Source organism: Flavobacterium sp. P3_A6 (genome assembly GCF_056403035.1).
In genome coordinates, this window is the sequence record NZ_JBFUGG010000019.1 from 80,908 (window position 1) to 106,757 (window position 25,850).

The following is a 25,850-nucleotide window of genomic DNA, read 5'->3' on the forward strand; positions in this document are numbered from 1 at the left end:
AACATTATGAAAGCAAGTAAATTAGCATTAGGAGTATTGGGCGGTATTGCCACAGGAGTTACATTAGGTATATTGTTTGCCCCTGCAAAAGGAGCCGATACAAGAAAGAAAATTCTAAAAAAAGGCAATAACATAGCCCATGAATTCAAAGATAAATTGGGTAATTTATCCGAAGAAATAAAAAGCAGTTATGCTAAAATGTTCCAAAATGACAAAGATCTAATTGTGGATGGAAAATCAAAATTTGATGATAACAAAGACGAAATAAAAAGCGGAAGCGTCTAATTTACTAAACAACAATAACCTGGGAGATTACAGCCCAGCCGTTATTTTGGAACATCAACTGAGAAAAAATACCTTTTATCCTTATATGGACATTTCTCTTTAGAAAATATCATAACAGTTAATCTTTCTGAATTATTAAGTAGACCATCTTTTGAAACTGCCCTATTATATTAAAATATTATTTGCCAATATGATTTTTTCTTTTGAAATAATAATGGATACTAAAAAAGTAATGATTTAACTTAATTTTCAGAAATATGCAACTTAATTTTAAGCATGTTTCACTCATTTTTTTTAACGTTATAGTTGTTATATAGATAGATTATGGTTTTTATTTAAATCTAAAACATTAAACAACAGTATCATGAAATCCATAAGCAAAATAGCAGTTTTATTCATTGCTTTCAATACATGGACAATGATAGCACCTCAAAAGGCAACTGCGCAAGTATCAATTAATTTTCAGGTTTTTTATGATGATTTGAGTCCCTATGGAAATTGGGTACTTAATTCACATTATGGATATGTTTGGATTCCCGATGTCGCTATTGGCTTTATTCCTTATGGCACTAATGGTCATTGGGTATTTACAGATATAGGCTGGACATGGGTTTCAAATTATTCATGGGGATGGGCTCCATTCCATTACGGCCGTTGGTATTACGACTATATTTATGGATGGATATGGGTTCCTGATTATGAATGGGGACCTGCATGGGTTGTCTGGCGAAGATGTGAAGGATATTACGGATGGGCTCCGATAGGTCCGGGAATTAGTATCAGCATTGCTTATGGCAGCAATTACAATTTACCCTATAATCAATGGATATTAGTAAGAGACAGAGATTTAGGAAGAACGAATATTGATAATTATTACATTCGTACATCTGACAATACTAGAATTCTTAAAACCTCTACAGTAGTAAACAATATTAGGACCGACAATTCTAATAAGATAAAATACAGCATAGGTCCTGATAGAAGTGAGATAGAAAAAAGAACTGGTAATTCAATCAAGACTGTTGCTATCAGGGAGAGAAACATGCCAGGACAAAACATGGGCAACGGAGAACTTTATGTCTACAAACCAAGAGTGGAAAAACATACTGGCTCTGGCCAGAAGCCTATCCCTTATAGAGTGTTGAGTATGAAAGATGTAAAACCTAATGCTAAAACGAATCCATCAAAACGTTATGAACAGTCTGACCCACAGCCAAAAGATCAGAATCGTAAACAACAAGCTCAACCACTGTCACCACGTTATGAACAGCCTGGCAAACAACCGCACAAAGAGCGTCAAGTACAATATCCTCAACAACAGCCGCAACGTAATGAACTGTCTGTTCCAAAGCCAAATAAACAGTATCCACAACAACAGCCACAACGTTACGAACAACCTATCCAACAGTCTCAACAGCAATCTCAACAACAGTCTCAACAACAGTCTCAACAGCAGTCACAGCACTATGAACATGCTGTCCCACAACAACAGCAACAGCATTCAAAAAAGCAACATTAATATGAATCTTTAAAATTCAAAACTTTCAACCAGTTCTTAACTATATTTGAAAAAAGGGTTCATTTAATTAAAAAGTCAAACCCTTATCTTTTTAAACTTACACACTTTTTAGGATAGTGTCTTATAAATAGATTTTTAATCGGTTTCTTAGCAGCAAAGCCAAATTGTACGAAATACAATTTGGCTTTTTTTGCAGTAAACAATAAAGAAAATGATTTTTGATCACTGCGGAATTATACAACTAATGCATATAATTCTGTAACGTTCTTTTAAGGCTATCCATCCATCTTTGTACATAAATAATCTAATACACAAAAAATGAATACTAAAAAACTATTATCAACAATTGCAATAGTACTTGTTGTTTTAATTTCAGGATGCTCTAAGGATGATTCACAGGAAACTACAGGTGAATCGCCAGTTGTAACAGTTGTTAATCCAGAAAATGGAACTATAAATGTCCCTTTAAGCAAAGCTATCTCAGTTAATTTCAATCAAGAGATGAAAGCTTCTACTTTTAATTCATCATCTTTTACAGTACAAGGAACATCATTGGTTGCAGGAACAGTTTCCATTAGTGGAAAAACAGCTACGTTTAGTCCAACTGCTCCCCTTACTGCCAACACAACGTACACAGGTATTATTAAAACAACAGTGCAAAATATACTTGGCCAAGCCTTAGAGTCTGATTATGTTTGGACTTTTAGCACAGGAACCACGCTAAAACCAATGGTGCTTTCAGCTGATCCTATCAATAAAGCTACCAATGTAGTCCTTAATAAAGTTGTTACTGTAAATTTCAATATGCCAATGGATCAAACTACTATTAATGCAAATAGCTTTACAGTCAAACAAGGAGCAAATGTTGTTACAGGAAGTATTTCATATACAGGAACTACAGCATATTTTAAACCGAGTATTTCTTTAATGGCCAATACACTATATACAGCAACAATTACGACAGAAGCCAAAAATATACAAGGAACAGCATTGAGTTCTAATTATGTTTGGACGTTTACCACTGGAGCTACAACTGCACCAACGGTAGTCTCTACTGATCCTTTAGATAATGCAACAGCAACACTGCTTAACAAATCGATTTCTGCAACATTCAGTATCGCTATAGATCCTAAAACCATTAATGACAAAACATTTACTGTAAAAAATGGAAATACAACATTAATAGGGGTTGTCAGCTATACAGGCACTACTGCTACTTTTAACCCAAGTACTGATCTTTTACCTGGAACAACTTATACTGCAACAATTTCAGGAGCCAAAAATTTGGCAGGCATTGCATTGGCCAACAATTATATATGGAATTTCAGTACGAGTTCCACATTAGTTGGTAACACCGTAAACCTTGGATCAGCAGAAAGATTCGGAATTCTAGCGGGTGTTGGAGTAAGTAATAATGCAGGCTTTAGCGAAATAAGAAATATGGATGTAGGGATAAGTCCGGGAGTTCGATCTTCGGTTACTGGCTTTCCTCCTGCGATAATCGTAGAAGGCGCTATTTATGCTTCTGATGATATTGCTCCTCCTGGGATAGGTGCTATGCTAATAAAAGCCAAACAGGATTTGACAAATGCCTATCTTTTTGCCGAAGGAGCTTCAACACCTGCACCTGCTACGGTATCTGGTGATCAAGGTGGTAAAACACTGGCTCCTGGTATTTATAAATCGACTTCTACCCTTTTAATACAATCTGGAGATTTAACTCTTGATGCACAAGGAGATGCAAATGCAGTTTGGATTTTTCAAGTAGCCTCAGACTTCACAACTGTTGGTGGAGCTGGCGGAAATGTAATTCTAAGCGGCGGTGCTCAAGCCAAAAATATCTTTTGGCAAGTGGGCAGATCTGCAACAATTGGAAACTATACTATATTTAAAGGAAACATATTAGCATTGACATCTATAACAATGAATTCACATGCTACTGTCCAAGGCAGAATGTTAGCCCGAAATGGTTCTATCGTTATGACGCATACTAATATTATCTCCAAGCCATAAATATTATAGTCATAAAGGTCAACTTTAATATAAAGGATAGGTAATTAAAAAAGCCTATCCTTTTTTTGTTTGGAAAAAAAATACAAGGCCATTAAGTATAAAATAGAGAGTGTTTTTCAAATATTGTTAAGAAACAGGTTCAATTCAATTAATATGAAAAAAATTACTATTTTTACTTTTAAATTTTTTTAAAATGAATCCAAACGAACAATTAACACTTAAGTTCTATACTGCTTTTGCAAATGCTGATGCCAAAACAATGTGCGAATGTTATCATCCCAACATCCAGTTTCAGGACCCTGCCTTTGGAATATTAAAAGGCAATGACGCTTGCCAGATGTGGAAAATGCTAATGGAAAAAAGTAAAGGAAACATTAAAATTGAATTTTCAGATATCAAAGCCGATGAATATTCGGGTACTGCTACATGGATTGCTACGTACAATTTCAGTAAAACAAATCGAAAAGTAATCAATGAAGTTCATGCTCAATTTCAATTTCACAATGGTTTAATAATAAAGCATACTGATCATTTCGATATTTGGAGATGGTCTAAACAGGCATTTGGCTTTAAAGGATTTCTATTGGGCTGGACAGGTTTCATGCAAAAACAAATTCAGAAACAAGCCATTGCTTCATTAAAAAACTATACAAAAGCCCAATCCTAATGACTGTTGAAATTTTAAAAACATTATTCAATCGAGACCTCAATAAGCTAAAATCAGAAATTGATTCTTACCATAATGAAAATAAAATTTGGCATATTGAAAAATCAATTTCGAATTCAGGAGGCAATCTCTGCTTGCATTTAATAGGTAATCTAAACACCTATATTGGAGCGCAAATTGGAAACACAAATTATATTAGGAATAGAGAATTAGAGTTTTCCAATAAATTTGTTCCAAAAAGTATGCTTATTGCTCAAATCGATGCTACAATAGCAGTGATTAATACTATATTCGATCAGCTTACTGATGAAGATTTAAAACAAGAACATCCTTATTTAGTTTTTGAAAGCAAAACCTCTGTTGCTTATTTATTATTGCATCTTACAACTCATTTGACCTATCATTTGGGTCAAATTAATTATCACAGACGATTATTGGACAATTAGTATTCCTAATTTGTCAATTGAAAATATCTCAAAGATTGATTTTTTAATCATAAATTTTTACCTCTTTACTTTAACAGATAAAAAGTACATATAATTATAAGTGTTATTTTTCATAAAAACAGGAATAGCATAGAGGATTTTAGATCAATCAGGTAAATTTTAACACTACTAAACTGATTAAAAATATTAACTATAAATTTTATCTATAACGTAATAGTCATAAAAAATAATCATAAAAATAAAAGAAACAATACACAAATAACTACTTACCAATAAATACTTTAATTATTATTTAAAAATAAACAGCGAGGTCAATCAAACATGAAAATTTCTTAAATTTACTAGTATAAAAGCAGCATATTCAACTAAATAATTTCTATAAAAATGAAAAGTACAACTGAAACATTATATTTTAAAACAGGAAATTGGAATAAAGCAATTGATGTCTATGATTTTGTATTGCAAAATATTTCTCCTTATGAAGGTGATCAAAGTTTCTTAGTAGGTCCATCAGACAAAACAAATAAGCTATGGAATGTTTGTAAAGAGAATTTACTGGAAGAAAGAAAGAAAAATGGCTGCTTAGCCATTGATACAAATATAATCTCAAATCTTACTTCATTTGGTCCGGGTTATATTGATAAGCAGAATGAAGTTATTGTAGGCTTACAAACCGACCAAGTCTTAAAAAGAGCAATGAAGCCATTTGGCGGAATTAAATTGGTTGAATCTGCAGTAGCCGAAAGAGGATTGAAAGTTTCTGATGAAGTGATTAAAATTTTCAACTATGCTAAAGATCATAATCAGGCTGTTTTTAGTGCTTACGACAGCGAAATTAGAGCATATCGTTCTAAACACTTATTAACAGGTTTACCAGACAATTATGCCAGAGGAAGAATTATTGGTGATTTTAGAAGAGTTGCTCTTTATGGTGTAGATCGTCTAATTGAAGCCAAAAAAGAAGATTTTGCAGCTATTGCTGGCGAAATGACAGATCACAAAGTCCGTCTTAGAGAAGAAATCTCGGAACAGATTAAAGCTCTGCAGGATATGAAAATCATGGCCAATTCTTATGGCATTGATATTTCTGTTCCTGCTGTCAATGCCAAAGAAGCTGTTCAGTTTACGTATTTAGCTTATTTGAGTGCTGTAAAAGAACAAGATGGAGCCGCAATGTCTCTAGGAAATGTTTCATCATTTTTGGATATTTATATAGAAAATGATTTGAAATCTGGTTTAATAAACGAAGAAGATGCTCAAGAATTTATCGATCAGTTTGTAATGAAACTTCGTTTGGTGCGTCATTTACGCCCAGGAGCTTACGATGAAATTTTTGGTGGAGACCCAACTTGGGTAACTGAAGCCATTGGAGGACAGCTTAACGACGGAAGAACAAAGGTGACTAAAACTTCATTCAGATTCCTGCAAACATTATACAATTTGGGAGCTTCTCCTGAACCGAATTTGACTATTCTTTGGTCACAAAGTTTGCCAAAAGGATTTAAAGATTTTTGTGCCAAAGTTTCTATTGACACCTCTTCTCTTCAGTATGAAAATGATGATTTAATGCGTACTAACAGAGGATCTGATGATTATGGAATTGCTTGTTGCGTATCCTATCAAAAAATTGGAAAAACAATTCAGCACTTTGGAGCGCGTGCGAATTTGCCAAAAGCGTTACTTATGGCTTTAAATGGCGGCCGTGAGGAAGATAAAGGATCTGTTGTTATTAAAAACATTCCTCAAATGGCTGATGGTGTCCTTGATTATGATGCTGTCATGAATATATTCAAAACAACTTTAGCAGAAGTGGCAAGAGTTTATGCAAAATCAATGTATATCATTCATTACATGCATGACAAATACTATTACGAAAGAGCACAAATGGCTTTGATTGACAGTGATCCAAATATTGATATAGCTTATGGTGCAGCAGGAATTTCTATTATTGCCGATTCATTATCAGCTATAAAATATGCAAAAGTGACTCCTGTTAGAAATGACATCGGATTGACTGTAGATTTTAATATTGAAGGGGACTTTCCAAAATTTGGTAATGATGATGACAGAGTGGACAGCATTGCACAAGAAATCACGACTATTTTCATTAATGAATTAAGAAAACACGCAGCTTACAAAAACGCCACACCTACCCTATCTTTATTAACCATAACTTCTAATGTGATGTATGGTTCCAATACAGGCTCAACACCTGACGGCCGTAAAGGCGGTGAAGCTTTTGCTCCAGGAGCAAATCCTATGCACGGCAGAGATACAAATGGGGCTATTGCTTCTTTAAACTCTGTGAGTAAATTGAAATATGAAGATGCTCAGGATGGTATTTCGTATACATTTACAATGGTTCCAAAATCTTTAGGATCTGATAAAGAAGATCAGGTTGTAAATTTAAAAACCATTCTGGACAGCTACTTTGGAAGAAATGCACATCACTTAAATGTAAATGTTTTGAATAAAGAAACATTATTAGACGCATACAATCATCCAGAAAATTATCCTCAATTAACGATAAGAGTTTCTGGATATGYCGTTAATTTCGTTCGATTGTCTAAAGCGCATCAGCTCGAGGTTATCACAAGAACTTTCCATGAAACATTGTAAATTAACCACTAACTATAGATTTTAAATTAAACCACATTAACCTGTCTAAAAAAAAAACTAATTATGTTTTTTAATTAGACAGGTTTTTTAAATCTTTTTATTAAATGTATTTTCCGCAACAACAATATACCGATGATTCGATAGACGTACACAATCCTGACTTACTTCGAGTTCATTCTATTGAAACATTTGGAACTCATGATGGCCCGGGAATCAGAATGGTCATCTTTGTTCAAGGATGTCAATTTAGATGTTTGTATTGTCAAAATCCAGATACTTTGGATATTCATGGCGGGACATTTATGCCTATTGAAGAACTGATTGAAAAAACTTTACATCAAAAATCTTATTTTGGAGAAAATGGCGGTGTAACTGTCTCTGGAGGTGAACCTTTATTGCAAAGAGATAAATTAATCCATTTTTTTGACCGTTTACACGAAAATGAGATTCACACTTGTCTGGATTCTAATGGCAGAGTATTGGATTCTAAAACAGAACAATTATTGGAAAGAACCGATTTATTACTGCTGGATGTAAAACACATTAATAAAGAATGGCATAAAAAGCTGACTGGAGTAAAAAACAAAACAACTCTTCGATTGGCCGAATATAGAGAAAGTACGGGAAAACCAATGTGGCTACGTTATGTATTAGTGCCTGGGTGGAGCGATCAGGAAGAATACCTTCATGAATGGGGAAAACATTTCACTTCATATAAAACAATAGAAAAAGTTGAAATTATACCTTTCCATCAAATGGGTAAAAGCAAATGGGAATTGATGGGTTTAGAATATCAATTGGCTGATACTATTCCGCACACAGCCGAAGAAGTCAATAAAGCTGCCGAAATATTCAAGCTATACTTCAAAAATGTAAAAATTAAATAAAAATTTAATGAATCTTTTTTTACAATAAAAATTTTACGATTATGTCAAAAAATAAATATTTGATAGTATTGGCAGGAATGATCATGCAATTGTCAATAGGATCAATTTATGCTTACAGCAAATGGATAGAGCCTTTATCCAAAGAATTAAACTGGGATGCCCACGATACCAAAACAGGATTTAGCTTAGCCATTTGTTTCTTAGGGCTGACAGCTGCTTTTATGGGTAAATTTGCTCAGAAAATTGGCCCCAAAAAAGCAGGATTAATTGCCGCAACATTTTTAGCAATTGGATTATTAGGCAGTGCATTGGCTGTAAAAATTGGTTCGCTTTATTTATTTTATTTGACATTTGGAGTACTGCAGGGTATCGGTTTGGGATTTGGATATATTGTGCCCGTTTATACTGTTGTCAAATGGTTTCCTGATCGTCCCGGACTCGCATCAGGCATAATTATTATGTCATTTGCGTTGGGATCTTTATTCACGTCTTTTTTAATCGGGCCGCTATGTGCTTCAATGGGATTGACCGGAGCATTTGGAGTTTTAGGAATTGCTTACGGAATTTGTATGCTGGGAAGCGCTTTATATCTAGCCAACCCAACAAGTATCTCCAATAATAAACATTCACATGAAGATTTGACTGCAAAACAAATAATTACTGATAAACGTTTTATTGCGTTATGGCTATTATTATTTTTAAATGTGTGTGGAGGTATTGCCATTATCTCAAAAGCAGCAATTCTTGGAGAAGAAGTTGTTGGAATGAGTACCGCACAAGCAACTATTTTTGTCGCCATTATAGGTTTATTTAATGGAATTGGGCGTTTGTTCTGGTCAAGTATTTCAGATAAAATCGGCTGTTGGACAACTTTTATGATTTTTATCGGAATCAATGCAGTCTGTTTTGCTTTAATACCTACTTTTTCAACAAATCAAATCTCATTTCAAACATTAACCTTTATTATAATTGCGGGTTATGGTGCTGGATTTGCCACAATGCCGTCATTTGTAAAAGATATTTTTGGAGCTGATAAATACGGCCCGGTACTCGGTTATATTTTAACAGCATGGTCCGGCGCCGCATTTGCCGGTCCATTACTATTGGGCTTAACAACTGATATTTCTATTTTCTATTTATTTGCAGTATTACTGCTGGTAGCTTTGTTTGTAGGCTTATGGCTCAAGACATTATTGCTAAAGCCAGTTACATCATAATACAAAAAAAGCTCAAACTTAATCTTAGTTTGAGCTTTTTAAATTTAAAATCAGTGCTTATTTTTTTATAATCTTTTGCAAATATTCTTGACCATCTTTAAAATGAATCTTAACAAAATAAAGACCCGAAGGCAAACTATTTACATCAATAGTATTGCTATTTACCTTTCCAGCTTGAACTCTTGTTCCATTGTTAGATAGAATTTGATAATCCAAAGCAGTTACATCAGAATTAATTTGCAATACATTACTAACTGGATTTGGATATAATGCTGCTGATGTACTTTTTGTGACTACTTCCTCCTTTTTTGTTCCAAGTTTAGCAGTACTAGCTCCCCAAGTATATGAATATCCATCTGTTTTATTTAACAAATCTGCTGTTTGATTGGCAGTTCCACTAGAACCATTATTAAAAATCAAATTAATAGATGCAGGCCCAGTTATTGTATATTTATAAAAACCATTTGCATCTGCAGTCATTGACACACCAGGCCAAGTAGTATTAGCAGCACTTCCTGCTGGAACCGCATTCCAATAATGTACTTTTGGTGTTCCTGTCCATGTAGTTGGAGGTTTAAAATAAACCGTCAAAGTTGAAACACTAACAAAGGAATAAACTTCTGTTTTTACTGCCGAAGATGTTCCTACCGTATTTACAACAAATGCTTTTACAGTAGTATTGGCAGTAATCGAAAGTGTTTTTGTTCCAACAGCCGATGCCGAAGAAGCAGTTGGTGTTGTTCCATCCAAAGTATAATAGATTGTTGATGTATTTACGTTGGCAGTCAATACCACATTTACTGTCGTTCCTGTAGAAAATGTTCCTCCTGCAGACAAAATTGTCAAATCTGGCGCGACAACTGGGCATCTGTTGACAGGTTCAGCGCTTAACCAAGCCGAATCATAATATTTAATTCCGGCTGTAGCTGTTAAATCAGTAGTTTTCAAAGTTCCATCATTAAAAATAATATTGGATGCACTAACTGTCGATGGAAATGTAAATGAATACCAATCTCCACAATCTTGTGTCATGGCAACTCCCGGCCAAGTCACTGCTGATGCAGTTCCAGTAGTCCCCCAATAATAAATTTTTATTGCTGAAGCCCATGCCGATGGCTTTTTAAAATAAACAGTAAATGTACTTGGAGTGCTAAAAGTGTAGGTTTCAGTTTTTATTGCAGAAGAAGTACCAGTTGTATTTTGAACAAAAGCTTTTACAGTTGTATTAGCAGTAATAGAAAGTGTTTTTGTTCCAACTGCTGACGCTGAAGCTGTAGTAGGTGTCGTTCCATCCAAAGTATAGTAGATTGTTGATGTATTTACATTGGCAGTCAAAACAACATTTACTGTCGTTCCAGTTGTAAAAGTTCCTCCAGCTTGCAATATTGTCAAATCAGGAGCAACAACTGGACATCTGTTTGTAGGTTCTGCACTTAACCAAGCCGAATCATAAAATTTAATTCCGGCTGTAGCTGTTAAATCAGTAGTTTTCAAAGTGCCATCAGTAAAAATGATATTGGATGCACTTACTGTTGATGGGAAAGTATATGTATACCAATCTCCGCAATCTTGCGTCATGGCAACTCCAGGCCAAGTCACTGCTGGAGCAGTTCCTGTAATTCCCCAATAGTAAATTTTTATTGTAGAGGCCCATGCTGACGGTTTTTTAAAATAAACTGTAAATGTTGGCACGCTAGCAAAAGTATAACTCTCTGAATACACAGTAGAACTGACATTAGCAGCATTTTTGACAAAAGCTTTCAAAGTAGTATTTGCAGTAATGGAAAGTGTTTTTGTTCCAACAGCTGAAGGTGACGCTGTAGTTGGAGTCGTTCCGTCTAATGTATAATAAATAGTTGAGGAGGCATTATTTGCAGTCAATACTACATTTACTGTCGTTCCTGTAGAAAACGTCCCTCCGGCCTGTGAATTTGTTAAACTAGGCACATCCGCAACTGTACCTTTATCCCAAATAGCAAAACCTGTCCCGGATAACTTCAAAGTCCAGCCTGTTCCAGATGGGGACCAATTATCTGAACCTAATTTCATAGCCACCTTATCATCAATAATAGCTGCATATAAGTTATTTGTAGCAGTAACTATATTCAAGGCTGAGGTACTGCTTAAACCATTATCTTTCCTGATTTTAATCATTGCATCAATTTCATTTTTGATGCCCCAATTAAAATAATGCGGCCACCAAACCATAGGTGTGCCTGGATGAGTTAATAAATATGCATATCCTTTTAGCACTTGATCTCCAGGAAAAATCCACAAGTCTTGTCCATAAGGTTTTGGCCCCGTGTCGTGATTATCTAACATTGTTACTGCATTTGATGGCCACACTCCTATCAATCCGGATGCTTTTCCAGATCCATCCTTTAAATAACTCAGATTATTATCTTTAAAAGCATTTTGTAAAGCGCTCTTGGTAGAGAAATCAAAAGCGGCAGATGAAGCAGTTGCTGTCCCTGCTTTTGTATAATCCATCCATTTTACTATTCTGTTTCTGTCGCCTTCCAGTAATTCACCAACTGAAAAATAGGGATTTGTAGCATCATTATACTCTTTGATGTATTTACCGTCATATCCATGCACAAAATCATAGCGCCATCCGTCAAAACCTATATCATTTTTCAACCAGTTCATCCAAGTTTTAATTCCGTCTCTAACCGATGCATTAGAATGATCTAAATCTCTAGCTGCAGAAAATGAACCTGATTCGCCTGCTGATTTTAAGCCTGCAGCAACTGGATCATAATCAGGATTGCCAGTGCCTTTTTGCCCACTAGCGCTTATATTGGAAGTGTTACAAATAGACCAAGTCTCAGCCGGTGTATTCCAGGAAGGTGTTGAGAAATCATACCATCCTAAGGTTCCGCCTCGATGATTAATTACAATATCAGCAATTACTTTAATGTTTTTTGAATGCAAATCAGTAATTAAAGACACTAATTGTGCCTGAGTCCCTTGCGCATTATTCAAATCATACCATACAGTTGGAATATACCCCATTCCTCCTGTTGATTTACTTGGTGGCGGAAGCCAAATTGCATCAAAACCTGCAGTCTGTAAAGTTGAAGAGTTGCTTTTGATTACTTCATACCATTTCGTGGCAGATACATCAGTAGTCCAATGAAATCCTTGAATCATTACTTCTTTTCCAGTCGCTTTTGTTTGTGAAAAAACAAATGTCTGAAAAAKGAAAAACAAGAATAATAAAAAATAGTTTTTTAATTTMATAAGGTTATTTTTTAATTAATATTTGGTTAATATTATGTGAAATTAACAATAAACAACATTGTTTTTTAMGCATTTAATTTTATTTCTCTAAAAAAAGAATAATAATTAACACTCTAACGTTGTAGTTTAAATTCTTGTTAATAAAAAGTTAACCACAAAACAACCAAATGAATATCAGTTAATTAAAAACAGCAACCAACAAATGATATTATATAAAAAAAGGCTCAAAACTTAGATAAGTTTTGAGCCTTGCATTTGTCTATTAATTTTTTAAACTTTAAGCAATATATTTTCTAAAAAAATTATTCAAGCTGTCTTCCTAATTGAAAAATTTTATTAAGCCATTTTTCACGTTGTTTTTCATCAGAAGTTTTTATAATCCCAACATAGGTGACTTTAACTGGTTTTACACCACAAAATTCTAATGTTGTTTTTTTTAATTGGTTAATGCTCGGTTTTGAGTTAAACAAAAAATAATACCAGCTCGGCTGATCTAGTGTAGTGATGATGCGAGCCGTTTTTCCTTTCAATAATTTGTCCCACCAAACCGAATTTTCCCGATATTGAAAAGCCATTCCAGGCAAAAACAGCCTGTCGATAAATCCTTTGGTAACTGCAGGCAGACCACCCCACCAAACGGGATGAATCCATACTAAATGATCTGCTTTTTTAATTTTTTCCCACGCATCAGCCAAATCAGGTTCTAAATCTATTCTTTTCTGGTAGCCGTAAGCCAAATTGGGGTTAAAATTCAAATCAGCAACGACAATGGTTTCAACATTTGCTTTAGCATCCAAAGCTCCATTTTTATATGATTCAGCCAAGGCAAAATTATAACTCGAAGGATTGGGATGCCCATTTATTATTAAGATATTTTTCATTAGACAGATATTTATTGTTTTAATTATTTTTAACAAAAATATCCTATACTTATTTTTAAAAACAGGACAAATGTCCTAAAATACAACTGCTTGCCTAATGCGGCTTAAATGTCTTGTAGAAACTCCCAAATAGGATGCTAAATAAATCAGCGGAATGTATTGAAGGTATTTTTGATGATTTACAAACAGCGTTTCGTACCTTTCCATTGAAGATTTTTTTTGTAAAGATGAGATGCGGCTATGCATATTGACAACTTCATTTTCGGCAATTTTCCTGCCAATATCAGCCCATCTTAAACTGGAATTGAAAAGTTTTTCTACGGCCGCTCTATCAATTACTTCCAACTCACAATCCGTAATCGCCTGAATGTTCTCATCAGTTGGACTCTGCGTAATAAAACTCGAAAAAGCAGTCATAAACTCATTCTCAAAAGTAAAACAATTGGTTATTTCATCTTGTTTTGAATTGATAAAAAAGGAGCGCAAAATTCCGGATTTCACAAATACAATTTCATTGCATACTTGATCCTCAGAAATCAAATAGTCGCCTTTTTTAAGTTTTCTGTACGTAATCAGGCTATTTAAAAGCTGGCTTTCTTCTGAATTTAATTGAAATAAATATTGAAAAGTCTTTACCATGGTTGATTAATTCTACTCAATTTTTATCTGCAATTAAATTTTGCCATAATACATCGCTTTTACAATACCATCTGACAGTCCAATTTTTGGGACATAAATCTGTCTGGCTCCGCTCCACTTCATTGCATTTAAATAAATACGGGTTGCAGGCACAATAACGTCAGCCCTATCAGGATTCAGTCCTAACTGAGAGATTCTTTGCTCATAAGTCAAGGAATTCAAATAAGCATATTGAGAATTTATGTAAATGTATGACAAAGGTTTTTCCTGTAGCTTTCCAGACATTTTAAATAATTTATTGATATTCCCGCCTGAACCTATCAAAGTAACTTCTTCGTAATCAGCAGTATTTTGTTTAATCCATTTTTCTATTTCTTCCCAAACAACATCACAAACCATTTCATTTAACAGCCTAACGGTTCCCGCTTTAAACGATCTTGAATTCACCATTTTTCCGTTAGAAAATAATGTAAATTCTGTGCTGCCGCCGCCAACATCAACAAACAAATAAGTTTCATCTGTTTTTAATAAATAATGTAAATCTGTTGAAGCAATTATTGCTGCTTCTTTTTTACCATCAATAATTTCTATTTTGATGTCTGCTTTCTTTTTTATCAAAGCGACAACCTCTTTGGCATTATAGGCTTCACGCATAGCTGATGTAGCAAATGCCATATAGCGTTCTACTTTATGCACTTTCATTAACAAATTGAAAGCTTTCATAGCATCGACCATTCGATCTATATTCTCAGGAGAAATTTCACCAACAGTAAAAGCATCCTGTCCTAAACGGATAGGTACACGAACTAATGAACTTTTATTAAATTGCGGGTCTTTATCATCTTCTTCTACAATATTGGTAATCAATAAACGCATGGCATTCGATCCAATATCAATAGCAGCATATTTTTTAATTTTAATCATATTCTCTGGGATGCGATTTAATTCTGTATGTTAGCGTTATTTTAATCTTCTTTCAATTCTTCAATCAGTTCCACTTTTCGCTGGTAATATTTATAGGTTTCCCATTGTGCCCTGAAAATTGGATTATCACCTCTGACTCTATATTTATTATCCAGTTTATAAGAATGATATCTGGCTTTTACATTTCCTTTCCAGCCAATATCAAAATTATCAATCAATTCGTTTTTTATTTCCTGATCATAAATTGGGCAGGTTACTTCGACTCTTGCATCAATATTTCGGGTCATTATATCTGCAGAAGAAATATATACTTCTGTAAATCCGGCGTTGCCAAAAATATAAAGCCTTGAATGCTCTAAGTAATTATCTACAATACTAATAGCTTCAATATTCTCACTTAAACCTTTAACTCCCGGAATTAAGGAACAAATGCCTCTCACTTCTAATTGAATTTTCACACCTGCATTACTTGCTTCATACAATTTATCAATCATAGCTAAGTCAGACAAGCTATTCATTTTTAATTTCATGTAAGACTTTCTGCCAGCCAAAGCATGGGCAATTTCTCTGTCAATTAATTTTGTAAAGCGATTTCTAGTGTACTGTGGCGAGACAATAAGATGTTTATAACGCTGTACTTTATAATTTGTGTCAAAAAAATCAAATATTTTAGATATGTCTTTCAAAATTTGAGGATGACATGTAAAAAGTGTTACATCTGTATAAATTTTGGCCGTAGATTCATTAAAATTTCCAGTAGAAATAAATCCATATCTTTTAATTTTATTTTTTTCATGCCTTTCAATTACACAGACTTTACTATGAACTTTCAATCCTTTTATGCCAAATATGAGTTCTATGCCTTCGGTCTGCATTTGCTCTGCATAAGAAATATTTGAGGCTTCATCAAAACGGGCCTGCAATTCGATTTGGACAATTACTTTCTTTCCATTTTTAGCAGCATTAATTAATGAGCTGATAATTTGAGAATTTTTAGCCAATCTGTATAATGTAATTTTAATTGAGCTTACCTTGGGATCCAAAGCGGCCTCACGCAAAAATTTAATTAAATAGGAAAACGACTGATAAGGAGCGTTCAATAAATAATCTTTCTCAGCAATTTTCCCCAGAATGCTTCCTTCAAGACTTAATCCGGGTATTGGAAGCGGATCATTTTTTTTATATAACAAATCAAATCTCCCAAGATTAGGAAAATCCATATAATCCCTTCTATTGTGATATCTTCCTCCAGGAATAATACTGTCAGTAGAATCGATGTTCATTTTGTCAAGAAAAAATTTAAGGGTATCCTTGCTAATTTCCTGATCATAAATAAAACGCACTGGCTCCCCTATTCTTCTGTCCTTAACACTGGTAGATATTTTTTCGAGCATGCTTTTACTCAAATCACTATCAATGTCTAATTGGGCATCTCTGGTGATTTTTATCATATGAGCCGAAACGCTTTCATAATTAAAAATATTAAAAATACTGCTCAAATGCATTCGGATAACGTCATCAATCAGAATAACATATTGCTTTTCGTTACTTGAAGGCAATACGACAAAACGATTAATCATTTTAGGCATTTCAATGATAGCGTAACGCACTTCCTGATTTTTTTTCATCACAAGTTTTACTGCCAAATATCCTAATGAATCTTTTAAAATTGGAAATTCTGCCAGATCATTCAAAATAATTGTTACCAGCTCCGGACTTAGCTTTTGTATAAAAAAATCTTTTAAAAAAATTTCTTGCTCTTTATTAATATCATTTTCATGAATAATAAAGATATTTTCGGTTTCTAGCCGTTCTTCGATATTATTAAGTATTCTTAAACTTTCGGACTGCTGCTGAATAACAATTTTTGTAATATCCTTAATTAATTGTTGTGCAGTTACCCCGCCAAAATATTTTTCGCCAGAGATGCCACTCAAACTTAATCGTCTGATAGCTGCAAATCTGACTCTAAAAAATTCATCCAAATTATTTGAAAATATTCCTAAAAACCGTAGTCTGTCGAGTAAAGGCACTGTATCATCCGAAGCTTCTTGAAGTACTCTGGCATTAAAAGCCAGCCAGCTTTTCTCTCTATCAATATATTTTTGTTCAAACACTTTTATTTATTTATTTTAAATCTCTGGGGAATACTGTTTTTTTTGTTTTGCCATTACTAATTGCGTCCCAGCTTTCATTATCAAATTCTATATGGACAAATCCGGCCGTAGGCACATTATCAATGTAAACATCTCCAAATTTATTAACAAAATTTGTAATAGCCTCGTTATGCCCGAATATTATTATGTTATCATTACCATTACTTTCTAATTTAATGATCTTTTCTAATTTTCTTTCATCAAAAGTATATAGGTCATCTTTGTAAATAATGCTTTCTAAAGGAAAATTTATATTCTGCGCAAAAATCATTGCTGTTTCTACAGCTCTTTCGGCAGTACTGCTCCATATAGTATATGTTTTTGGCAAAACTTTACTAATATGTGACGAAACCAAATGGGCGTTTTGCATCCCTTGTGAGGTTAAAGGCCTGTCCTTATCATGTAAAGGAGCTTCCCAGCTTGACTTTGCGTGCCGAATTAAGATTAAGTTTTTCATATATTGAAATATTATTTTTTTAAATACAATAACAGTGTTAAAAACACAGAGCCTACTTTCTAAAAATGAATTTTAGAAATCAAATTATTACAATTAAACTAAATAATTTATGATTAAAACACTTAGCAAAATCATTAGKGAATTACAATTTACAAAAAAGTTTTAGAATATTGAACTTAATTTTTATTTGAAATTAAAGCCTTTTGGCTGTCTTCGAATTGCCTTAACATATTAAAAACTTTACAAAGACCTATAAATAAACACACTAAACATGGACGCACTCCTCAAAAGTTAGATTTATAAAAATAAAACTGTTCACTGGATAAATGAAAATTTTGGAAGTCCAAAATTTTTCATACAATCAAATCATTTAATAAATCATGCTTTTATTTAGAAAATTTTATTCTTAAGCAAAATTAATAACATTATGGCCTTATATGATTATTTGAAAATTCACATTTAATTATTCATATAATTAGCACATATTTTTTATGTAAATAAAAATTAATTAACAATTCGTTTATTATATTATCAAAATATTTATGCTTTTTCAAATATAAATTCTTACACACCAAACTCTTCAACGATTATTTAGGTTTTTCAAAGGGAAACATATTTTAATATAAACATTCTTTCTATATTTGACATACAAATTACCGATATGACAATAATTTTTTGAAAAAAAAATTAATCTCATAAAAAATACTTAAGCTTTACGCTAGTTATTAATAATTAGAAAATAATATTATTTTGATTTAGTTCCCAAATCTGAATCAAAAAGGAAAATTAGAAAGTATATCTGTTTTTATTTATTTCATGCACCTAGAATTTTGATTCAGCACCTAAATCTGAATCAAAATAGAAATTAAAAGTATATCTGTTTTTATTTATTTCATGCACCTAGAATTTTGATTCAGCACCTAAATCTGAATCAAAATAGAGATTAAAAGTATATCTGTTTTTTATTTATTTCACGCACGTAGAATTTTGATTCGGTACCCAAATCTGAATCAAGATAGAAATCAAAAAGTACATCTGTTTTATTTATTTCATACACATAAAATTTTGATTCAGTACCCAAATCTGAATCAAGATTAAAAAAACATCCCTACTCACTATTTATTAAGATTTGATTTTCAAATCAAAGATTTAAAAATTATAAAACTCAAGTCATTCCAATTATTTACTTACCTAAAAATCAAAAATTATGATACTCAAAACTACTCTAAACAAATTACAAGATTTTTTTTCGAATACTATTCAAAAAACAATCCTATTTTCATCTTCCTTTCTTGAAAATAAAATATGGGCGTTCCCATTTGAAATTTCATGTACATCCATATCGGTCTTTAATTCCATAACAACTTTTATAAAATCTGCTTTTGATGTACATCATCAAACAGAAAAAAATGGAAAATTTAAAGGTGCACCTCCTGAAGGAATGTATTACATACTATACGTTTCAATATATTGAATTCTAATCAATATACTTATTATTTCATTATTTCATCTCATTATATGTAAATACTTTAAAGTAATTACTCATTTGGTATGCCTTATTATTTGGCTCCATAATAATTACTTAGAATTTTTTCTTATACCATTTAGGTTATTAACCTTAAAATAATTAAAAATGAAAACAATTTTTACTCATTCAACAAAATTAGTTACACTTTTAGTCTTAAGTTTTATAAGTTTTTCTTCAGCAGTTGCTCAAACAGCACCTGTTATTTTCCCATATAATGGTTTTGGTATTGACGGTAATCTTAAGGCAAACACCCCAACTGCAGATGTAGGCGACTGGATATCAGGGACTGGTGGTTCAGGTCAATTTGTATTCAATAATGATGGAAGCGCCGTAAACACGGTAACAACCTACAGATTTACAGATGCATATAATTCCACTGGCGACAATATTTTTACTGGTGGTGGAAAATTTGACGATAACCCAAATACCCTATGGAGCTGGACAAACTCAAAACCTGGAGGAAAAGGAGATATCAATAATGTTTTGATACACTTGGGAGTTGACACAAGCAATAACCAATGGTTAATTATTGCCAGTGATAGATTGGTAACAACTGGAACCAGTTATATTGATTTTGAATTTTTTAAAAACCCAATGTCTGCGAATGCCGGTGGGAGCTTTACGCTAGCCGGTGGAAGAACCGTTGGAGACATTTTACTTTCGGTTGAATATTCTAACGGTGGTAGTGCGGCTAATGTAAAATTTTACAGATGGAATGGGTCTGGGTATTCATTGGTAACCGACTCTGCCACTAATGCTTTTGGGCAAACAAACATGGGTATTGTGGACACAATGACGGGAACCGCTTTTGGTACAAGTCAATATACTGCCTCCCAATTTGTTGAGGCTGCAATAAACATTAGTGCTTTCTTGACACTTAGCGATCCATGTGCAGGAGCAGAATTTGGCTCCGTTTTAATAAAAACAAAATCTTCGAATTCACCATCAGCGTCATTAGATGATTTTGCAGGTCCTTATCCAATAAAATTGGTTTTAGGAACCGCTAGCATCAGTTATGGTGACGGCAGTTTTTGTAAAAACGAAGGACTTGCGAATGTATCCTTAAGCGGAGTTACCGGAGGAACATTTTCAGCTCCATCAGGACTAATTATTAATTCAACCACTGGACAAATTGACATTACCAATAGTACGACTGGTACTTACACAGTTACTTACTCGTTCTCAACTGGTGGCTGTCCAAAAACAGTAACCACATCTGTTTCGATTAATCCTATGCCCATAGCTGCTATTGGCTCTGTTGTGAACGCAAGTTGCAATGGCGGAACTAACGGTTCAGCAACTGCTTCAGCAACCTCAGGAACTCCTACATATTCATATAGCTGGAACACCACCCCTGTTCAAACTACCGCAACAGCAACTGGACTTGGTGCAGGAACATATACAGTAACCGTAACCGACTCCAAAGGTTGTACCGATACAGAACAAGTAACCATTACCGAACCAAGTACTACTTTGGCCCTTGGGGCTTCTTCTAAAACTGATGCTTTCTGTTTTGGTGACAGCACCGGATCGGTGACAGCCGGAACAGTGACAAACGCTGTGGGAACCGTAACATATTCCTGGAAAAACTCAAGCAATGTAGTTGTGGGAACCACCGCAACTGTAAGCAATCTTCCACAGGGGATTTATACCTTGACCGTAAGCGATAACTGTTTCAACCGAACCAATTCAGTAACCATTAATCAGCCTAGCGCAGGTTTAAGCGCATCAATTACAGCTCAGACCAACGTGTTTTGCTTTGGCAACAATACAGCCACCGTAACAGTGGCCGGAGCCAACGGAACTTCCCCTTATACCTATTCTAAAGACGGGACAACCTTTGTTGGAAGCGGCACATTCAGCGGGCTTACCGCAGGGCCTTACACTATTACAATAAAAGACGCCAACGGATGCACCACAACGCAGGCTGTAACCATTACGCAGCCGGGAGCCACATTGAGCGCATCGATCACAGCTCAGACCAACGTGCTTTGTTTTGGCAACAATACAGCCAGCGTAACAGTGGCTGGGGCTAACGGAACTTCTCCTTACACCTATTCTAAAGATGGAATAACCTTTGTCGGAAGCGGCACATTCAGCGGACTTACTGCAGGATCTTACACCATTACGGTAAAAGACGCCAACGGATGCACCACAACACAGGCCGTAACGATCACCCAGCCAGCAGCTGCATTGAGCGCATCGATCACAGCACAGACCAACGTGCTTTGCTTTGGCAACAATACGGGAAGCGTAACTGTCGCTGGGGCTAACGGAACTTCTCCTTACACCTATTCTAAAGATGGAATAACCTTTGTTGGAAGCGGCACATTCAGCGGGCTTACTGCAGGTTCTTATACTATTACGGTAAAAGACGCCAACGGCTGTACCACTACGCAAGCCGTGACTATCACACAGCCGGCAGCAGCATTAAGCGCATCGATCACAGGACAGACCAACGTGCTTTGTTTTGGCAACAATACAGCCAGCGTAACTGTCGCTGGGGCTAACGGAACTTCTCCTTACACCTATTCTAAAGATGGAATAACCTTTGTCGGAAGCGGCACATTCAGCGGGCTTACTGCAGGTTCTTACACCATTACGGTAAAAGACGCCAACGGGTGTACCACAACACAAGCCGTGACTATCACTCAGCCGGCAGCAGTATTGAGCGCATCGATCACTGCACAGACCAATGTGCTTTGTTTTGGCAACAATACGGCTAGCGTAACTGTCGCTGGGGCTAACGGAACTTCACCTTATACTTATTCTAAAGACGCTGTAACCTTTGCGGGAAGCGGCACATTCAGCGGGCTTACTGCAGGGCCTTACACCATCACTATAAAAGATGCCAACGGGTGTACCACAACACAGGCAGTAACTATCACACAGCCAACGGCAGCACTTACTGCATCCATCACTGCACAAACTAATGTATTTTGTTTCGGAGACAGTACTGCAAGCGTGACGGTAGCAGGTGCCAACGGAACTTCACCTTATACTTATTCTAAAGACGCTGTAACCTTTGCGGGAAGCGGCACATTCAGCGGACTTACTGCAGGTTCTTACACCATTACTATAAAAGATGCCAACGGGTGTACCACAACACAGGGAGTGACTATCACTCAGCCGGCAGCAGCTTTAAGCGCATCGATCATAGGACAAACCAACGTGCTTTGTTTTGGCAACAATACGGCTAGCGTAACTGTGGCTGGGGCCAATGGAACTGCACCTTATACTTATTCTAAAGACGCTGTAACCTTTGCGGGAAGCGGCACATTCAGCGGACTTACTGCAGGATCTTACACCATTACAGTGAAAGATGCAAACGGCTGTACCACAACACAAGCCGTGACCATAACTCAGCCCGCAGCAGCTTTAAGCGCATCAATCACAACGCAAACCAACGTACTTTGTTTTGGAAACAGTACTGCAAGCGTGACAGTAGCAGGTGCTAACGGAACTTCACCTTATACTTACTCTAAAAATGGAACAACCTTTGTTGCGAGTGGTACTTTCAGCGGTCTATCTGCAGGTTCTTACACCATCACTATAAAAGATGCCAACGGCTGTACCACAACTCAAGCCGTAACTATCACACAGCCAACGGCAGCACTTACTGCATCCATCACTGCACAAACTAATGTATTTTGTTTCGGAGACAGTACTGCAAGCGTGACAGTAGCAGGAGCCAACGGAACTTCACCTTATACTTATTCTAAAGACGCTGTAACCTTTGCGGGAAGTGGCACATTCACCGGACTTACCGCAGGGTCTTACACCATCACCGTAAAAGATGCCAACGGATGTACTACAACACAATCAGTAACCATCACACAGCCAGCAGCAGCACTTACTGCATCCATCACTGCACAAACTAATGTATTTTGTTTCGGAGACAGTACTGCAAGTGTGACAGTGGCAAGTGCTAACGGAACTGCACCTTATACTTATTCTAAAGACGCTGTAACCTTTGTAGGAAGCGGCACATTCACCGGACTTACCGCAGGGTCTTACACCATCACCGTAAAAGATGCCAACGGATGCACCACAACACAATCAGTAACCATCACACAGCCGGCAGCTGCGCTTACCGCATCGATCACAGCTCAGACCAACGTACTTTGCTTTGGCAATAATACCGCAAGCGTAACAGTGGCTGGTGCCAACGGAACCGCTCCTTATACTTATTCTAAAAATGCTGTAACTTTTGTAGGAAGCGGCACATTCAGCGGACTTACTGCCGGTTCTTACACCATTACTGTAAAAGATGCAAACGGCTGTACCACAACACAAGCCGTGACCATAACTCAGCCCGCAGCTGCTTTAAGCGCATCAATCACAACGCAAACCAACGTGCTTTGCTTTGGCAATAATACCGCCAGCGTAACAGTGGCGGGTGCCGACGGAACTGCTCCTTATACTTATTCTAAAAATGCTGTAACCTTTGTGGGAAGCGGCACATTCAGCGGACTTACTGCCGGTTCTTACACCATTACTGTAAAAGATGCCAACGGATGTACAACAACTCAGGCTGTAACCATCACACAGCCGGCAGCTGCCCTTACCGCATCCATTACTGCACAGACCAATGTATTTTGTTTTGGAGACAATACTGCAAGCGTAACAGTGGCTGGGGCTAACGGAACTTCCCCTTATACTTATGCTAAAGACGGAATAACCTTTGTGCCAAGCGGTGTATTCGGCGGTCTTACTGTCGGTTCTTATACTATTACTGTAAAAGATGCTAACGGATGTACTACAACTCAGGCTGTAACAATTACACAGCCAACTGCTGTTTTAAGCGCAACCGCTGTAATTATAAATAACAATAACTGCGTCGGATGCAGTAATGGCTCTATTACTCAAACTGTTGCGGGTGGTACTTCTCCTTACACTTATACTTGGTCAAATCTTGCTGCAACAAAAGATTTAAGTAATTTGCCAAAAGGCACTTATTCAGTGGAAATAAAAGATGCTAAAGGCTGTACAATAAATAAAGTATATACTATTACCGAATCAGGAATTGCACTTGTTAAAAAAGGTCTTTTTATTGATACCAATGGAGATGGTTTTGCTCAAGTTGGTGAAAAAGTCAATTACACATTTACAGTAACTAATACTGGCAATGTAGATGTATCCAATATAACTATCAGCGACCCCTTACTTGGTGCAATAAATATTACTGGAAATCCAATAGCTTTAATTACAGCCGGAGGTACAAACAATACTGTAACCGGTACTTATACATTGACGCAGAATGATATTAATGCCGGAAAAGTAATAAACTCTGCTACTGCTTTAGGGAAAGATACTGAAAATAAAGACGTAACAGATATATCTGGAACAGCAGTCAATAATGACATACCTACTGAAACACTATTAATTCAATTTCCTGAAATTACAATCACCAAAGACGGCACTTATGTAGATAACAACCACGATGGAATAACTAATGTAGGTGATCTGGTTACTTATAATTTTGTTGTTAAAAATACTGGGAATGTAACACTAACGAATGTAACAGTTACCGATAACAATGCCATAATTACCGGCGGACCAATAGCTACACTTGCTGTTGGAGCAACCGATTCAACTACATTCTCCGGATCACATACCATTACTCAAGGAGATATTGATACAGGTTATGTCTACAATTTGGCAACTGCAACTGCAAAAGATCCAAAAGACAATCCTGTAACAGATACTTCTTCTGACCCTACTCCTTGCACTTCTTGTCCAATCAAAACTGATTGTCTTGATTGTACTATTACGCAACTAACTCAATCTCCTAAGATCGCTTTAGTGAAAACCAATGATATTGCAGTTGGAGAAAATGGATGCGCAGCTCTGGCAGTCGGCAGCGTAGTGACTTATACCTTTACCGTGACTAATCCCGGTAACGTGAGTCTGCACAATGTAGCTGTTGCAGATCCTCATGCCGGATTATCAGCTATTGCGATGCAAAGCGGCGATGCCAACAGTAACAGCATTTTGGAGGTTGGCGAAACATGGATCTATAAAGCCACGTATAATGTGACCCAAGCAGATATTGACAGCGGATCTATTACCAATCAGGCCACAGTCAATGGTACTGCGCCAAATGATGCAATAGTAACCGACCAATCGGGCAACCTGCCAACAAACAACGATCCTAATGTAATTCCTATCTGCACTAATCCTGGTATCGCTTTAGTGAAAACCAATGATATTGCAGTTGGAGAAAATGGATGCGCAGCTCTGGCAGTCGGCAGCGTAGTGACTTATACCTTTACCGTGACTAATCCCGGTAACGTGAGTCTGCACAATGTAGCTGTTGCAGATCCTCATGCCGGATTATCAGCTATTGCGATGCAAAGCGGCGATGCC

General features: G+C 35.8%; 15 protein-coding genes. 9 read left to right on the top strand and 6 right to left on the bottom strand.

Going from position 1 to position 25,850, the window contains the following annotated elements:
• The first annotated feature begins 6 nt into the window (after nucleotides 1–6).
• The 8 genes from AC1DVP_RS16525 (at nucleotide 7) to AC1DVP_RS16560 (ending at nucleotide 9,653) form a co-directional block, all read left to right on the top strand.
• Nucleotides 7–285 carry a YtxH domain-containing protein gene (locus AC1DVP_RS16525; protein WP_477184587.1) on the top strand — a complete coding sequence of 93 codons (279 nt, stop codon included), beginning with the start codon at nucleotides 7–9 and terminating at the stop codon, nucleotides 283–285.
• A gap of 364 nt (nucleotides 286–649) precedes the next feature.
• Entirely contained in the window at nucleotides 650–1,804 is a 1,155-nt protein-coding gene (locus AC1DVP_RS16530) for a DUF6600 domain-containing protein (protein ID WP_477184588.1), read from the top strand.
• A gap of 318 nt (nucleotides 1,805–2,122) precedes the next feature.
• Nucleotides 2,123–3,817, top strand: coding sequence for an Ig-like domain-containing protein (locus tag AC1DVP_RS16535; protein WP_477184589.1), 1,695 nt, complete (start codon nucleotides 2,123–2,125; stop codon nucleotides 3,815–3,817).
• A gap of 193 nt (nucleotides 3,818–4,010) precedes the next feature.
• Nucleotides 4,011–4,484: a nuclear transport factor 2 family protein gene (locus AC1DVP_RS16540; protein ID WP_477184590.1), complete on the top strand. Its 474-nt coding sequence runs from the start codon at nucleotides 4,011–4,013 to the stop codon at nucleotides 4,482–4,484.
• A complete protein-coding gene (locus AC1DVP_RS16545; protein WP_477184591.1) occupies nucleotides 4,484–4,930 on the top strand; it encodes a DUF1572 family protein in 447 nt (148 codons plus the stop codon). Before AC1DVP_RS16540 ends, AC1DVP_RS16545 begins: the two co-directional genes overlap by 1 nt.
• Nucleotides 4,931–5,314: 384 nt before the next feature.
• The gene (pflB, locus tag AC1DVP_RS16550) at nucleotides 5,315–7,549 is read left to right on the top strand and encodes a formate C-acetyltransferase (protein WP_477184592.1); all 2,235 of its coding nucleotides are present in this window, start codon (nucleotides 5,315–5,317) and stop codon (nucleotides 7,547–7,549) included.
• A gap of 104 nt (nucleotides 7,550–7,653) precedes the next feature.
• The gene (gene pflA, locus AC1DVP_RS16555) at nucleotides 7,654–8,436 is read left to right on the top strand and encodes a pyruvate formate-lyase-activating protein (RefSeq protein WP_477184593.1); all 783 of its coding nucleotides are present in this window, start codon (nucleotides 7,654–7,656) and stop codon (nucleotides 8,434–8,436) included.
• Between the two features lie 41 nt (nucleotides 8,437–8,477).
• A complete protein-coding gene (locus AC1DVP_RS16560; RefSeq protein ID WP_477184594.1) occupies nucleotides 8,478–9,653 on the top strand; it encodes an L-lactate MFS transporter in 1,176 nt (391 codons plus the stop codon).
• 57 nt (nucleotides 9,654–9,710) lie between these two features.
• Here the strand turns inward: AC1DVP_RS16560 and AC1DVP_RS16565 are convergent, their stop codons facing one another.
• The 6 genes from AC1DVP_RS16565 to AC1DVP_RS16590 form a co-directional block, all read right to left on the bottom strand.
• A complete protein-coding gene (locus tag AC1DVP_RS16565; protein WP_477184595.1) occupies nucleotides 9,711–12,806 on the bottom strand; it encodes a starch-binding protein in 3,096 nt (1,031 codons plus the stop codon).
• Nucleotides 12,807–13,198: 392 nt separating this feature from the next.
• The gene (locus AC1DVP_RS16570) at nucleotides 13,199–13,777 is read right to left on the bottom strand and encodes an NAD(P)H-dependent oxidoreductase (RefSeq protein ID WP_477184596.1); all 579 of its coding nucleotides are present in this window, start codon (nucleotides 13,775–13,777) and stop codon (nucleotides 13,199–13,201) included.
• 75 nt (nucleotides 13,778–13,852) lie between these two features.
• A complete protein-coding gene (locus AC1DVP_RS16575; protein WP_477184597.1) occupies nucleotides 13,853–14,416 on the bottom strand; it encodes a Crp/Fnr family transcriptional regulator in 564 nt (187 codons plus the stop codon).
• Nucleotides 14,417–14,449: 33 nt separating this feature from the next.
• Nucleotides 14,450–15,340, bottom strand: a complete 891-nt coding sequence (locus AC1DVP_RS16580) for a Ppx/GppA phosphatase family protein (protein ID WP_477184598.1) — start codon at nucleotides 15,338–15,340, stop codon at nucleotides 14,450–14,452.
• Nucleotides 15,341–15,381: 41 nt separating this feature from the next.
• A complete protein-coding gene (ppk1, locus tag AC1DVP_RS16585; RefSeq protein ID WP_477184599.1) occupies nucleotides 15,382–17,457 on the bottom strand; it encodes a polyphosphate kinase 1 in 2,076 nt (691 codons plus the stop codon).
• 10 nt (nucleotides 17,458–17,467) lie between these two features.
• On the bottom strand, nucleotides 17,468–17,953 hold the full coding sequence (locus tag AC1DVP_RS16590) for a SixA phosphatase family protein (RefSeq protein ID WP_477184600.1): 486 nt from the start codon (nucleotides 17,951–17,953) through the stop codon (nucleotides 17,468–17,470).
• A 1,633-nt stretch (nucleotides 17,954–19,586) separates the two neighbouring features.
• Here AC1DVP_RS16590 and AC1DVP_RS16595 point away from each other — a divergent pair.
• The coding region (locus AC1DVP_RS16595; RefSeq protein WP_477184601.1) for a beta strand repeat-containing protein at nucleotides 19,587–25,850 on the top strand (6,264 nt) is incomplete at its 3' end.

Coding starts and splice junctions, on each gene's coding strand:
- AC1DVP_RS16590 (WP_477184600.1), bottom strand. CDS start 17,953: ATGAAAAACTTAATCTTAATTCGGCACGCAAAGTCAAGCTGGGAAGCT.
- pflA (WP_477184593.1), top strand. CDS start 7,654: ATGTATTTTCCGCAACAACAATATACCGATGATTCGATAGACGTACAC.
- AC1DVP_RS16530 (WP_477184588.1), top strand. CDS start 650: ATGAAATCCATAAGCAAAATAGCAGTTTTATTCATTGCTTTCAATACA.
- AC1DVP_RS16535 (WP_477184589.1), top strand. CDS start 2,123: ATGAATACTAAAAAACTATTATCAACAATTGCAATAGTACTTGTTGTT.
- AC1DVP_RS16525 (WP_477184587.1), top strand. CDS start 7: ATGAAAGCAAGTAAATTAGCATTAGGAGTATTGGGCGGTATTGCCACA.
- AC1DVP_RS16545 (WP_477184591.1), top strand. CDS start 4,484: ATGACTGTTGAAATTTTAAAAACATTATTCAATCGAGACCTCAATAAG.
- AC1DVP_RS16575 (WP_477184597.1), bottom strand. CDS start 14,416: ATGGTAAAGACTTTTCAATATTTATTTCAATTAAATTCAGAAGAAAGC.
- AC1DVP_RS16570 (WP_477184596.1), bottom strand. CDS start 13,777: ATGAAAAATATCTTAATAATAAATGGGCATCCCAATCCTTCGAGTTAT.
- AC1DVP_RS16560 (WP_477184594.1), top strand. CDS start 8,478: ATGTCAAAAAATAAATATTTGATAGTATTGGCAGGAATGATCATGCAA.
- AC1DVP_RS16580 (WP_477184598.1), bottom strand. CDS start 15,340: ATGATTAAAATTAAAAAATATGCTGCTATTGATATTGGATCGAATGCC.
- AC1DVP_RS16540 (WP_477184590.1), top strand. CDS start 4,011: ATGAATCCAAACGAACAATTAACACTTAAGTTCTATACTGCTTTTGCA.
- AC1DVP_RS16565 (WP_477184595.1), bottom strand. CDS start 12,806: ATGATTCAAGGATTTCATTGGACTACTGATGTATCTGCCACGAAATGG.